The organism is Bartonella rattimassiliensis 15908, assembly GCF_000278215.1.
Lineage (GTDB): Bacteria > Pseudomonadota > Alphaproteobacteria > Rhizobiales > Rhizobiaceae > Bartonella > Bartonella rattimassiliensis.
In genome coordinates, this window is sequence record NZ_JH725064.1 from 78260 (window position 1) to 92138 (window position 13879).

General features: G+C 35.6%; 12 protein-coding genes. 4 read left to right on the forward strand and 8 right to left on the reverse strand.

What is annotated here, in order from left to right; translation table 11 throughout:
- The first annotated feature begins 487 nt into the window (after positions 1–487).
- Positions 488–820 (forward strand): hypothetical protein, encoded by a 333-nt coding sequence (locus MCY_RS00300; RefSeq protein ID WP_007346364.1) that lies wholly within the window; start codon positions 488–490, stop codon positions 818–820.
- A gap of 852 nt (positions 821–1672) precedes the next feature.
- Here MCY_RS00300 and MCY_RS00305 read toward each other — a convergent pair.
- The 7 genes from MCY_RS00305 to MCY_RS00330 form a co-directional block, all read right to left on the reverse strand.
- Positions 1673–1897, reverse strand: a complete 225-nt coding sequence (locus MCY_RS00305; protein ID WP_007346365.1) for a hypothetical protein — start codon at positions 1895–1897, stop codon at positions 1673–1675.
- Positions 1898–1928: 31 nt separating this feature from the next.
- Complete coding sequence (locus MCY_RS09570) at positions 1929–2078, reverse strand: DUF6990 domain-containing protein (protein ID WP_007346366.1); 150 nt, start codon at positions 2076–2078, stop codon at positions 1929–1931.
- Between the two features lie 39 nt (positions 2079–2117).
- On the reverse strand, positions 2118–2420 hold the full coding sequence (locus MCY_RS09330) for a hypothetical protein (RefSeq protein WP_007346367.1): 303 nt from the start codon (positions 2418–2420) through the stop codon (positions 2118–2120).
- A 353-nt stretch (positions 2421–2773) separates the two neighbouring features.
- Entirely contained in the window at positions 2774–3124 is a 351-nt protein-coding gene (locus MCY_RS00315) for a hypothetical protein (RefSeq protein WP_007346368.1), read from the reverse strand.
- A gap of 1878 nt (positions 3125–5002) precedes the next feature.
- Complete coding sequence (locus tag MCY_RS00320; protein WP_244427293.1) at positions 5003–5479, reverse strand: hypothetical protein; 477 nt, start codon at positions 5477–5479, stop codon at positions 5003–5005.
- Between the two features lie 528 nt (positions 5480–6007).
- A complete protein-coding gene (locus tag MCY_RS09575) occupies positions 6008–6214 on the reverse strand; it encodes a hypothetical protein (protein ID WP_193352223.1) in 207 nt (68 codons plus the stop codon).
- Positions 6186–6662: a hypothetical protein gene (locus MCY_RS00330; protein ID WP_007346371.1), complete on the reverse strand. Its 477-nt coding sequence runs from the start codon at positions 6660–6662 to the stop codon at positions 6186–6188. Before MCY_RS00330 ends, MCY_RS09575 begins: the two co-directional genes overlap by 29 nt.
- A gap of 2294 nt (positions 6663–8956) precedes the next feature.
- Between MCY_RS00330 and MCY_RS00340 the strand changes: the two genes are divergently transcribed.
- Positions 8957–9526, forward strand: a complete 570-nt coding sequence (locus MCY_RS00340) for a hypothetical protein (RefSeq protein ID WP_007346372.1) — start codon at positions 8957–8959, stop codon at positions 9524–9526.
- Positions 9527–9937: 411 nt separating this feature from the next.
- On the opposite strand, the gene MCY_RS00345 is transcribed toward MCY_RS00340, so the two are convergent.
- The gene (locus MCY_RS00345) at positions 9938–10156 is read right to left on the reverse strand and encodes a hypothetical protein (RefSeq protein ID WP_155887031.1); all 219 of its coding nucleotides are present in this window, start codon (positions 10154–10156) and stop codon (positions 9938–9940) included.
- A 1154-nt stretch (positions 10157–11310) separates the two neighbouring features.
- Between MCY_RS00345 and MCY_RS00355 the strand changes: the two genes are divergently transcribed.
- Together MCY_RS00355 and MCY_RS00360 are read left to right on the forward strand one after the other, a co-directional pair.
- On the forward strand, positions 11311–12327 hold the full coding sequence (locus MCY_RS00355; protein ID WP_007346374.1) for a YopJ/AvrA family T3SS effector serine/threonine acetyltransferase: 1017 nt from the start codon (positions 11311–11313) through the stop codon (positions 12325–12327).
- Positions 12328–12720: 393 nt separating this feature from the next.
- The gene (locus MCY_RS00360) at positions 12721–13653 is read left to right on the forward strand and encodes a YopJ/AvrA family T3SS effector serine/threonine acetyltransferase (RefSeq protein WP_007346375.1); all 933 of its coding nucleotides are present in this window, start codon (positions 12721–12723) and stop codon (positions 13651–13653) included.
- The last annotated feature ends 226 nt before the right edge of the window (positions 13654–13879 follow it).

The following is a 13879-nucleotide window of genomic DNA, read 5'->3' on the forward strand; positions in this document are numbered from 1 at the left end:
TCACGGAGAACATCCCACCCTCATAGGATGCCTCCAACCTATAGAGGATGCACTCAAGCCCTCAAAGAGTGCATCCTTCCCCTCACGGAGAACATCCCACCCTCATAGGACGCCTCCAACCTGTAGAGGATGCACTCAAACCCTCAAAGAGTGCATCCCTCCCCTCACAAATTCTACTCAACTTTCATCACATCTAATTTTTATGAAACTTTAGCCAATGGGGCTATAAGAAGTTTGTTAGCAGCTATTTTATCACCCATCTTATGGGATTCCACTTGCCTACAGAGCTTTCAAACTTTTCTTAAATATTCATAAAATAGAATCTGAAAGAATTCGTTAAGCCCCTTTAAGTGTAAATTTTGTCAATTTGTAGACAAAATTTATCCTTTTTTATATTTGTTGTATTTTTACTATAGTTATTTAAACTGAATTTATATATGATACATATCGATATTTATTTATGGAAATAAATAATAGGAGAAAAACTATGAATATCAGATATTTTTTCATAGCGGGGGCAATTACAAGTGGTTTAGCTCTTGCACTTCAAGAATCTGATCGTATAGTCAATCAAAAGCCCTCTCCTATTGCTGTTCCTTATACTGTTGAGAAAACACATTTAACGTCTTTAAATTTTTTCGAACCAGTAAGTGACACATCGGAAACATTGAATATACTTAGAATAAATAATAGAACGGCATCAGAACAAGCATCAATAAATGATATATATGAAAAAGGACAAAATTTATTGAATGCAATAGCCAGTTTTTTAGGTTCACTTATTATATATTTTATACAGCTTGTTTCTCATAGAGTATAAGATATAAACAGTTATTAAAATAAAATTATATACATTTTGTACATATTATTAACTTAAACAAAAGGCCCTTTTAACAGGGCCTTTTGTTTAAGTTTAATTGTTATTGTATTTTTATTAACCCAATATTACCGCATTACCGCCTTCAAAAATGACACTTTTTTAATTTTTTCTAACTCTCAAACAGCATAAACTCTAAACCAGCCCCCCAGGCTCTCAACTCTTACCGCTTCAGTATCAACCTTTATCACTTCAATGAATGATGCCCCCACAATTCCCGCTGTTGTTCCAGCAACTTTTCCTACCTTAATGCTCTACCACATACCTTAGATTTCACCTCCAAACTCCACGAATTTTCATAATAACACAAAAAAGGCATAAATTTTTCAAATCAATATTACAATCTTACCATGCTTAGGATAATATTGAAGTTTAGCAAGTAAAGACACTTTCAAAACTTGGCAGGCACTGCTTAAAAAATACAAACGCCCCAAAAGAAAAAAACTTAACACCGCTGCAAATGATACTTTTTATCCTCCTCACATCTCAAATGACGAAGGCTTCAACCCCTCATCCCTTACCTCTTTAATCAATGATAGCTCATAATTCTCACTGTTCTTCCAGCAACTTCTTTAAGAAGATAGCAGTAAATTTATAAACAATTTTTCTCTGCTATTCTTGAGAATCAAATTATTTTCAGCCTATTTTTTTAATATTTCTGTTATTCTTGATTTTTAGAACTCTTTATTTTGCTCTGACATAAAAACGATTCAATGCGCTTACTTTTTTTCAACAAGAGCACTTTTCTTCAAATCAGACTAGTTTCTCCAAATAACAGCAACAGCAGAGTCTAAACTAACTAATTTTTATATCCATAAATTTGATTTTACCATCTTTAATATAAATAATATCAGGAGAATGTTTTGCTCCCTCTGCTGCAAAGATGCATGATTCATTACGCACAATGTACCCTTGTTCCCTTAATTCTTTCTTTTTCTCCTCAACTATTTTTTTATGGAAAATCCATTTTTTATTGCACAAATCAGGGTCTATGACTCTAAAAAGCTGATAGCCATCCACGACTATGGAGTACATCTCTGTACAACCCGTTCTAGATGGATTTTTCAATGGTTTCATCAAAGCCAAGCAGCTTACCAGCTGTAAAATTTTCGTTATAAGAAACTAAAGTCTCAACATCCCCGAGCAATGCAAGAGCTCCAAGATGCAACAGAGCATAAGAAACCGCTTTTTCTTCATCCATTAACTATGATAAAGAATCTTTTTCCCAAGGAGAAATACTCTATTGAGAGCAAAACATTTCATGCAAACGATCATCTTCTATTGTCCATTTTAAAGTGTCGTCAAATGCTTTTTTAAAACATGCACCACTTACTTTTTCTTCAAAAATTTTCAATCCCTTGGACACAAAACTCAAAAACACCATTGGCAACACCCCAGAATTATGAGGATTAATCGTCTGGCAAGCTGCCGCAAAAATACCGCTCATTCCTAAAAGTCTGCGATCAAACGGTGAAAATTCTTCCACTTGTTTCTCGTTATAGAGAAACTGCACTTCACGATCTGGTAAAAAAAGGTGGCCCAATAATCGCCTTTTCCTTCAATTTCCACCTTCCACGCCAAACTCTTTAAAAGTGCTGTTGCACTTCCCATCGTTAGAATTTCCTCATCAGAAAGAGAAAAGGCTTTTTCCTCATCTGACACCTTAATCATCAGCTACTTCCCACTGGGCTGTTCAAACACATCAGGTTGTTTACGCGCACGTTTTAATTCTTTTGTCACTTTACAATACATTCTCACCCGCTTGAAGACAGAGTAATACAATGCCCAAATCAACATATCGAACATAGCAGAAATAAGCGTGACAAGCACCGCTGCGACAACCCATAAGAATAAAAAAAACCCGTATTCATTTTCTGCTTCCCCTTACAGCATATTTTATTGACAAGCGATTTTTCTTTGCTGCTTGATTGCTTGATCCAACTGATTGATCTCTTTTTTCAACAACCCCGTCAAAATGATACGGATCACAAAGGCAATAGGGACCCCCCCAAAAAGCAGCATTGATAGAATAATCACGATTAAAAATGGAATAGTAACGACATCCATCTCCCATCCGATCAATTTCCACCCAAGCAAAATTGATACGAAGAGTACCGTTCTCAAAATTGAAATAACAAAAGCAATACAAAAGATGACTTTGTAATTTTTGCTTGTAAGAAATGTTTCTTCAAGCGAAAAAGACCGTAGTTCTTGATCAAATCGTATATTTTCTTCATTGCTGCTCATTTTTTATCCCCCATTTGTGTAAATTTTTAAGCCATTTTCATGAGGTAAAACTTTTCATTCTATAAAGCTTTTTTCTTTACCATGAATTCAATTAATTTTTATCTCAATGATTTGTATTTCTTCATCTTTTATGCATCCGATATCAGAGCTGTTCCTAACAACTGCGACAATAAAAACAAGGCTGTGTTTTTTATTGATTTCACACACCATATTTTTATACGCTGACAGTACACTTCTGTTGTTTTCACACCTATTTTTTTCTCGAGAAATTTTTTATAAACATCTCTTTTATTACGCAATTGCGTATCTTAGGCGCTAAGGTTCTGAATTATTTTCAGAAAGTGAGTTCCTTTCCAAAGAGAAGAGAAGCGATTCAGATAAATCACTAAGTTTTTTTATCCACGGTTTTACGCCTCACCAAAGCGCATTTCACATAGATTTTTCAATGCTTTTCAAAGCTCCTCCTCACATCATCCATCCAGCTCTCGCCCTCCATAAAGCTTTTGTCATAAAATGTAAAGCTTCAACATCACCCCTCACAGTCAGAGTCACTATATAACGCAGAAAATAAGGAACCAACAGAGAGAAATCGCTATTTCCTTTTTCCAAAGAAAGGTATAATATTGAGAGCTAATCCAAATAAATCCCCAGAATTATCACACGACCAAGCTCAACATCTTCTCTCACCAAGGCTATCTCAAACAGCCGCTTTAGAAGCCCAGCAACTTAACCTTTTTTTCAAAATTACGCCTCTCTTTACCTCAAAATTGCATTGTAGAGCCAAGTCTCACAGAACTATAAGGTATTATCATTTTGGCAAGCGGCAATATATATACCAAAGACCACCATAAGGCTCCGATCAAAGAGTACACTCAAATTACCGATAATCTTTCTCATTCTTATAGAGAAGCTGTATATAGATAAACTCTCCTTCGTGTTCTGGTCAATAATTAGTCGCCCAATAATCCTCTTTTTCTTCAATTTTTGCAGCCCACCTTAAGTTTTTTAAAGCGCCGCCTCATCTCCGCAATTAAAATATTTTGATCGAAAACTCGTGCTTTTGGCTCGCCTTGCCTTTTCTGCCTTAAGAAAATGGGCTTTTTTCCTCGTCTTACCACCGCATTCTCTACTTTAAGCATCCATTTTCATTCTTTTGTCGCTTTATAAGACAAATTTTCAGGCTCAAAAAAGTAACGTAAATTATAAGATTTTCTCTCTTAAAGAAAAGACCCAAAAGAATAACTCTAAAAGACAGTACAAAAACAGCTGTTCTTGGCTTGTTTTTCTCACTCAGCAAAAGCTCTCACTCTTTTTAAAACACGCAAGCATAAAACACAATAAAACTCCAGACCGCTTCAGGAATAAATCAAAGGCAAGACGTATAGCAACAATAGCTGCTTTTCACTTTTTCCTCTCGCTCATATTGTAGAGTATTAGTGGTGCTTTTTTCTTTTCAAGCTTTTCTTCGAAATGCCGCACCATTTTTTCAACTGATTTGTCACAATGATAGGCAAGATAGGAATAATCGGTAAAAATAAAAAGCACATGCAAGTGGCATTAATAGGTTAAAAGGAACAACATCATCCCCTGTCACCATTGTTGTGATTATCAACAAGACTACCATGACCATAGAAATGTAGAATCTTCTTTTATAGTCTTGCCAAACAAGAGAAAGATTTTTTATCAAACACTTATTTTTAAGCGATCTTTTGCAATGCTCTATGGCATTCATTCAGCACGCAATTTAGTTCTTTTTTTACCTTGCAATACAGCCTTGCACGCTTGATAAACAGGTAATAAATGATAAAAACTGGCATCCACATTAAAACATTTAAGATCATAAAAAACAGGAAAGAAAATACTATTAATGTTATAAAACTACTCGTCATTTTGTTCTCCTTCCGCATTTTTTATACGGATTGCGTGATCACGCTGTCTTATAGCTTCCTCCAATTGTTGAAGCGTTTTTTTCAATTTTTTTGTTAATTTTATACACATGCCTGCAATGATCAGAACCACGAGAACAGCTCCTAACCACATAGTGCTCCCTAGCAGCATGATAAAGTCAACCATCTCACTCTTCCACCATATAAAATTTGCGATAGCGCAAGTAGATTGTAAACCAGAAATTAGGATACAAACAAAAAGAATTATTTTACATTCTTTTGAATAAAGGGGGATAGATTCTTTAAAGGTTAGAAAGCGTATTTTTGCATCAAGTGTCTCGCATACGAGATTCTGTTTTTTCATTTCTTCCTTATCATCGCGCAATTTTTGTATGGCATATTTTTGTTGCGTCGTGCTCTTTTTCAATTCTTGAGATAATTTAAAGGACAACCTCATATTCTTGATCACCAGGTAAGGCACCCTGATTATGACCATAAACACCAAAATGGCAATAATGATTCCACCTAAAACAGCCAAATATATCATAACGCTCACTTTTCCCCTCTATCACATTGATGTTAAGACATCATTTTATTCTTATCTCAAGCAAGAGTTTTTAATTTCTTTGTTATGCTTTTAATATCATAATGAAAGATCCCATGGAAAATTAAAATGACAGGTAAAGCGACAACAATACATGCCCACCCTAAAAACATCATCCTCATGACAAAATCACTAATGTAAAACAATATAGGCGCATGACTGAGCAAAAACATCTTAGATTTTGGAAGAAACGCTGAAAAAACTATAAAACCTACGCATAGCACAAATATAACAAAAGCAATAGAAGAAATTATAGAATAATCTTTTCTTGAGAGGATCAAAGCTTCTTGAAAAGAAAGGGGACTGAACTGAAGAACATCATTTTGTTTCCTGTTCTCTGTCTGATCATGCCTCAAATTCTGCGTTGCACTTTTTTTTAGTTTTTGGCGCATCTTAAATAACAAGATTGCCCGTTTTATCAAAGAATAATAGAGTGCCAAGATTGTCGTTATGGTAGAAAATAATACCATACAAAATGCCAAAGAAATAAAGAGAGCTATCCCCACGACAATAAACATTCCAATTATTAAAAAAGCGGTCACTTCCCCCCCCACCGTATTTTATCGAGCGATTAACTGTCCAGCATTGCTGCTCTGACACTGTTTTCCATTGGCTGCATCATTTCCTTCACCTCCCGTTTCACCATAGCAAGGAGAATAAAAAAGAGTGGAAATCCCACCAAAAGAAAGCCTAAAATCATTTGCGGCAAAAGACATAAAAAAGCCCAAACACTATTCCACCCGACACTATGCAAATGTTTGATTATGGAATCTTGAGTTTTTTTCAAACTTTCCTGAGTGATTTCTTGAAAGTTTTGTTGGGCTATTGCTTGAGCCTCTTCTTTGGATATAATGTGAAAAAATTCCAAAGGTTTCATATAGATCATTATGCCAACCAACGCTAATAAGATGATAGCCAAGCAAACAATAATAATGTAATCTTTTGTTGAAGGACGCATCAATTTAGAATGGTTCAACACGGGTTTTAACACGAAATCTGCCTCTTGCTGCATGTCTCCAGCTTTATGGTGTGACTTACCGGTGATCATACTAATCACTCCCCCACTTCTCAAAGTGCTTACTCAATATCTGATAACACGTAACACCGCACTGGAGTTTGAGTAACATTTCTCTTATAATAAATCAAGCGTTTATACCATAAAATCTTTTAAGTCTATTTTTAAATCCGTTATAGGTGCTACGCTTAAAGCCCCCCTATATTTTCCCCTTTCTATTTCCCTAAAGGACGATATTTTATCATCCCCACCAAGCTACAATATTCGCTCTAAAAAACATCTCATGCCTAAAGTTTTTCTTCTCGCTATAAACAAGAATGTTTACCATTGCTTACATGGCAAGGCGCTATAGACAAAATAGCTTCTATCAACAGCTCACTCTCAACACACTCCCATATATAATTTTCATGCCTCTTTAAAAGACAATGTTTACCATCCTTTAAATGAAGCAAATCCTATACAATCAAAGAATCATGATATTCTTTCCCTCCCAAGAGACAAAGATATTCCCCATAAATTTGTTTCCCCTGCACTGCCCCACCTACTTTATCCACATACCATTTGCTGATCACTTATGGGTTTTGCTTAGATAAAACGCTCCGGGCACCTCCTGCCTTTAATACTTGCCTTTAATACTTGGGGGAGGATATTTTAAGGCTCAATGATCAAGTATTGTATACCTTATGTGCCTTTATAGCCCTACCGTAAACAATCGTTAAGTATATAAATAGGGCAAAATGGTAAAGAAACACGCCCCCCGTACCGAAAATAGCCCCTCCATAAAGCTACCATTCCATACAACAGTCATCGTACCCATCTAGCCTTTTCCCCATTTCTTTCAACAAAGCCCTCACCCCACCGACCTATAATCTGAAACAACAGCTTCATACTTTTTACCAAGCAGTTTTCAGCAGCTGATCAGCTTTACCTTTCTTCCAATGCTTCCTCTCTCTCTACTTAAGATTCCTGATCACCCCACCTCAAAGGACAAAACCTATGCTCTAAGGACGCTCCTTTTGCACATTCCAAGCTGAGAAAACCGTCTGGATAAAAAAGATTAAGAAAAGCCGATCAAGGCCTCTCATGCACACTTTTAAATGCCAAGGGTTGACGCCATAACGAGAATCAGCAAAATATGTAAGGGTGCTGGTTTTCTCTGTTTATTAAACATAAATGAGATATTAAACTTACAGATTGAGAGTGCTCTATAAATTTATATTATTCATGGAGATTTTATCCTCTCAAAAGGCTGCTGTCGCGAAATGAATTTAGGAATCCATGCCTCTCAACAACAGAATCAAATGAGCAACCGATTATCCAGAATGACAAACATCTGCAGTAAGCTTAAAATTTTTCAATCTTCATTTGAAAGATTCTTAATCAAAAAGGCCTCATTTAAAAAACGCTTCATGAGAAATGAAATATCTCATATAGCTTCTGCACCTTTATAAAATCCCCCTATCAAAGTTTTACTCTTATAAATCTCCTTCTTATAAAAACTTCCATAAAAGCTTCTCCTACCTCTTCCTATAAAAGCGACTTTGTGCTGATAAAAGCAGCTTATTTCGATATTGCATCTCGACCTTTAAACGCTATCGCCCTTCTCATTTAAAGATCCATTCAACCAACAAAAATAGAAGTATTTTATCTTCTATAAAGGACACAGAATAAAGAAATTATCCTCAAAACCGCTTACCATTTTACAGTTTATTTTGAGCTAAGAAATGAATTTATTTGAAAAAATTGGGCTTATTATGCTATAATAATAGGGTAAAGAAGTTTGTTTTTTTACAGCTCTCTTCCACTCAATAGAAGAAAATAGTACTCTATAAAGGATAAAAAATGCTTAACAACATGATGCATATCAGACATCTTGATACAGCACCCCATAGCAAACCAATAACCAAACCAACTCCAAGAAGAAATCCATGATTTTCCCCAGGTAAAGTTGAAAAATTTCCACAAAGTGCTCATAAGCAACAAGAGCAATAATCCCATTAGAAAAAACAAGGGATATTCATAGAGTATTATTTTTTCTCCAATTTTTTTATAAATTTTTCCATAGAAGCTAAAAAATCTTTCAAAGACAAATAATCGGCTATCAATGAAAAAATAGGACTGATAGGGAGAAGATAGAAATGGTAAACAACACCTTTAAAAAAGATGATTTTTTTCTTTACGATGTTGCTTTTCTTCACGCTTAAGATGACTTTAGTGTTGTTTTTTAATCTGCCACGTTTCCTTTTCCCATAGTATTTGCTCCAAATGCTTTTTATATCACTGTCCCCCATCAACAAACAGTTTTTTTTCATTCAAATGGTAAGTTCATGAAAATACGTAAAAAACGCGGTAGACCGAGAATAACAAGCAAAATAAGAGAACCCAATGGTCGAATTTCACGTGCCAAAAGCCCTAAACAATCTCCGCCTCACTCTGCGATTGAACTACGTGCAAAACGCTTTGGTTTAAGCCTCGAAGAAGCAAAAAATCCGCTTGTTGGAACCTATATTGGGCGTCTTTGTTTGCTTAGCTATAAAGAGGATTCATCAGGTATTAGTAAAGAGCAATATGACACGGCGCAACAATATCTGCAAATCAGAAATGACTATTTATGCGCAAAAGGTTTACCAAACGGCTATTATGATGGTTTTACGCACAGCACCTCAGATGAGCAAGCAAAAAAGCAATGGGTTCAAAGAGCAACACAACGCTATGAAGATATGCAAGAAGCAATTAAAGAAGCACAATATCAGCATCGCCAACATAATTTTCACGCTGCATTACAATATCTTGTTATAGAAGATCAACCTCTCTCTACTCTTGTTGGTTCGTTGCGCATTATTCTTAATGCCCTTTATAAACATTTTGACTACTCTAGCCAAAAGAGCATTCGCTAAAAACATCCATTGTTGTATTCTCCCTCACAGGATAAAGATTCTATCTCTACCTCCCTTTCCCCCCAAAAAAAAATCTCTTAGCAGACCACCCTTAAGATCCACTGTGCTTTCCCCCTTTCACGGGAAGGATCACGCCCGTCGTGCACAACAGATTGCGTTACTCACTCACGTACTTTTTAAAAAAGCATATCTTAAAGCGCGTGACCTCCATTTTACGACAGTGATTATGAAAAGTATAATGCTAAAGCCCTTAATGAATAAGATAAAATTTATAGAGCACCACCATTTTTACGCTTATGCAGGAACACGCTTGGACCATCACACACTTTACCAACTCTTGGGTATTGCTACAACCCTTGGCTCTTAAAATCATTCATAAGAGATATTTTTAATTCTTCTCATACACCGTACTTATCCACACGTCTCTTTAAGATTAAGAGCCATAGCTTTGATTGATTCAACATAAATTTCAAATGATAAAATTCCACGATAATTAGAGCAATTATTCAAGATCAATTTCTTAAAATTATTATAAATCAATATATTGATCATATTTTTCCTCAAGCCACCTTCCATCATACCATCGCCCTGGCTACACCGATCACGAATCACCCCGACACGCCACTCCAAACATTACCAGCAACAAATCTTCACCATGCTGCCTTTCTCAAAAAAAACATTCTTTGCCTCATCAAAAAAATTTCCACTTAAAACAACATATTTTGCTGCATAACCAATGAATTAGCTTTTTCCTATAGATTTATTTCCACATTCCAAAAGGAATCATTATCGTTTTCCTGTTGACAGAATATAAAAAATCGTCTTTAATAGTGAGTGCGGTAAGGGTTTTTTTGTGTCTAAATTTCATTATCAAATGTTTATGTTGGTATAAAAAGTGTTGTAAAAACATTGTGTTTTGCAACAATGTTTGAGAGTGTATTTTGCCTTTTTCTGACGATCTTTTTTGTATTACCCAATTTGTATCACCATCAGCCAAAGATTTTTGAGATATTCAGGGTAAAACAGTATCCAGAAAATGTGCCATCCATAGATATCCATGCAACGCATCACAAAAATGATGAGAAAGATATAAACAGAAATAAGGTGAATCTAGCTGTTTTTGTTAACACACGACACATTTTAGCCTACCTTCCTACCCTAAAGGATGCAGATTCTAAAATACACATAGATAAAAAACAACTGTTCTTGGCAATCTGCATCTGCAGTTGAGATTCATTTGGCTTGCTCTTGCATATTATTCACGCAAAATTTAAGGATCAATAAACAAACCTACCAATATCCATCACACATAAAATGATGATATTACACGGCATACATAAAAATTTACAGCAAGCAATTAACAATATTTCTCTTCGGAAGAAATTCAAAAGAAGCTTTTTAAAAACAAGATCTTTTTGTACAACAAACAGCTGTTATGGATGACTTAGTTTCAATTTTTTATGCAGACGGACTATTAACGCCTTCTCATTGAAATGAAGTACGCAATACACATAATAAAAGTAACTTAAAATATAAAGATAACAATTCATCCAGATTTCTCTACCATTTTTACAGATTTTAAAAATAGAAAAAACACTCAGTTTTTTGAAACTAAAAAAATTCTCAATTGAGCCTTCTTATAAAGACAATAACAATATTCTCTCTCATCGCCTCACCCTTTTACGAAGCTCTCTCTCAAACATTACCTAACTCACCAAACATTGTTTAGCCGAAATTGAATAAAATAATATTGCCTATTAATTACCAATATGGAGACTAATATTATGAAGCTACAAGATTCCCCCCTCCCTCATTCATCACAAACACCAGAAGGTGCAAATGCACCAGAACCAGAAGGTGCAAGCGCACCAGAACCAGAAGGTGCAAGCGCACCAGAACCAGAAGGTGCAAGCGCACTTGAAGGTGCGCATTCACATGCCCCCCTAGAAAATCTAGCGACCCATTTAGAACGACTCAATATTGAAAGAATAAACAATACCCCTTTCAATCGTGGAGAATTAAAAGATATTGTTGCAAGTTTAGAAAAGCATAATGCCGATGGAAGTTGGATCAAAAATTATTATGATATTTTAGATCTTTACATGATGCCAGCCTTGGTAGATCAAGCAAATCGTAAATATCCCGAGATGAATCTTAAACTTGCAATGACACCTGACGACTTTGCACTCTCACTAAAAGAAATGATCGAAAACGGCGTAAAATCTTCTAGACTACTCGTGAACGCGCAAGACAGAGGGATTCATTTTGCGATCATTGATCATCAAACTATCGCTGACAAGACATCTTTGATATTTTTTGAACCAACCTCACTGCGTGATACCCTCCCCGCCTTACTTGCATCAAGAATGCGAACAGCCATTGAATATTACCAATTACCTAATATTCATTTTGCCATGGTAGAAATGAATATTCAACGAAGCTCTTCTGAATGTGGGATGTTCAGTTTAGCCCTTTCCAAGAAACTTTATCTTGAATCTCAAAAATTAGAAAGACTGCATAAAGATAATGTTAATGGTGTCCTATGCGATCCCAATACGCCTTTACCGGCTGAAAAATTAGATCCCTATATTCCCGCTCGTTTATACAAACACCTACAAGGGAGACAACGTCTTAAGGAGTATTTCCAATCAAATCCGGATGCAGAACATGAAACAGTAAACAAAAAAGGTGAAACTCTTGCCGAGAGATTTGAGAAAAACTTAGTAAAAACAGAAACAAAAATTGCCTCTGTTTCACAACATAGAAAAAGAGCAACAGAATACAAATCTCTGATGATGTAATAAACATTTTAGTCATATCCTATTCCATAAGGAATAAAACTACACTCCACTTTACGGGCAGGTATGAGGTGCTATGATTCTATGGGCTTATTCGTTTAAAAGAGGTCAAGATGCAAACAGCTTGCCCTCTTAAAACCAAAAGGCAAAACAGTGTTGTTTAATCAACAGGAGCACACTTAAAGATTTTATTTTAAGATCTTTAACATACACTCAAACTTTGATCTACAGGCCTTTCATTTCTGTTTTTTTATGCAAGTTTTGAAACTTTACAATACGCTCTCATTTTCTCACTTTTTAAGAGTCTTTCTCTCAACCATAGCCCAACAAAACATTGTTTAGCCAAAATTGAAGCAAATAATATTGTTATCAATTATCAATATGAAGGCTAATAGTATGAAGCCACACGATTCAAAAGACCACTCCCATAGTTCATCACCTCTCCCCGAAGGAGCCAGCGCGGAAGAATCCTTAGAAGATCTTATTGCACGTTTAACGCAAAGTTCTCTCCAAACAGAAGAAGAACATGTTGCACCTAACTCTGAAGAATTAAAAGATATTATTAAAGGCTTAGAGGATGATATTGTCACAGGCCGCTGGATTGACAATTATTATGAAAATACAGATATCAGAGTGATGCCTTCTCTCGTCGCAAAAGCGAACAGCAAATATCCAGAAATGAATCTGAAATTGGCTCTTACAGCAGAAGAGTTTTCTCACGCACTAAAAGAAGTCGTTGAGAGCGGCGCAAAATCTTCCCGATTTATAGTTAATTCAGGCAGCAGAGTCCACTTTGCCGTCATTGATTATAAAACTATTGATGACAAAATTTCTTTGATTATGCTTGAACCTACAACATTCCAGAATATCACTGCTTGCAAACTCGGGATAAAAATAAATCAAACTCTTCAAACTCTTCAACTCCCCCCGTATTCTTTTACCACCGCAGAAATGGATATTCAGCGAAGCTCTTCTGAATGCGGGATATTCAGCTTAAGCCTTGCCAAAAAGCTTCATCTCGAATCTTCTAAATTAGATAGACTGCATCAGGATAATATTAAGGGTGTATTATGTGAACCTAATGCGTCTTTATCTGCTGAAAAATTGGATACATATCTTCCAAGCAGTTTTTACAAACACGTGCAAGGGCAAAGACGTCTTAAGGAATATTTAAAATCAAATCCAGAAGCTATCCATGAAACAGTAAACAAAAAAGGCGAAACTCTTGCCGAGAGATTTGAAAAAAGCTTAATGCTAGCAAAGGACAAAACTGTTTCCGTTTCCCCACACCAAAAAAGGATTACTGAATACAAATCTTTGACGATGTAATTGAGGCTTTTTTCATATTCCTATTTCATACTCATTAAAGAATGAGGTTCTTTTTTTACGCTTAGGGAGAAAATACTATAAGCAAGTTTTTTTGCCTTTGTAAGAAATAAAAAGTTCAATAACGAATAAGATGCGCTCTTAAGGGCAAAACGCTGCTATTTTATCAAAATCATCCCATTTTCAATACTCTCCTTTTAAGTCATCTCGCCTTCAATCAGTCTGTCTT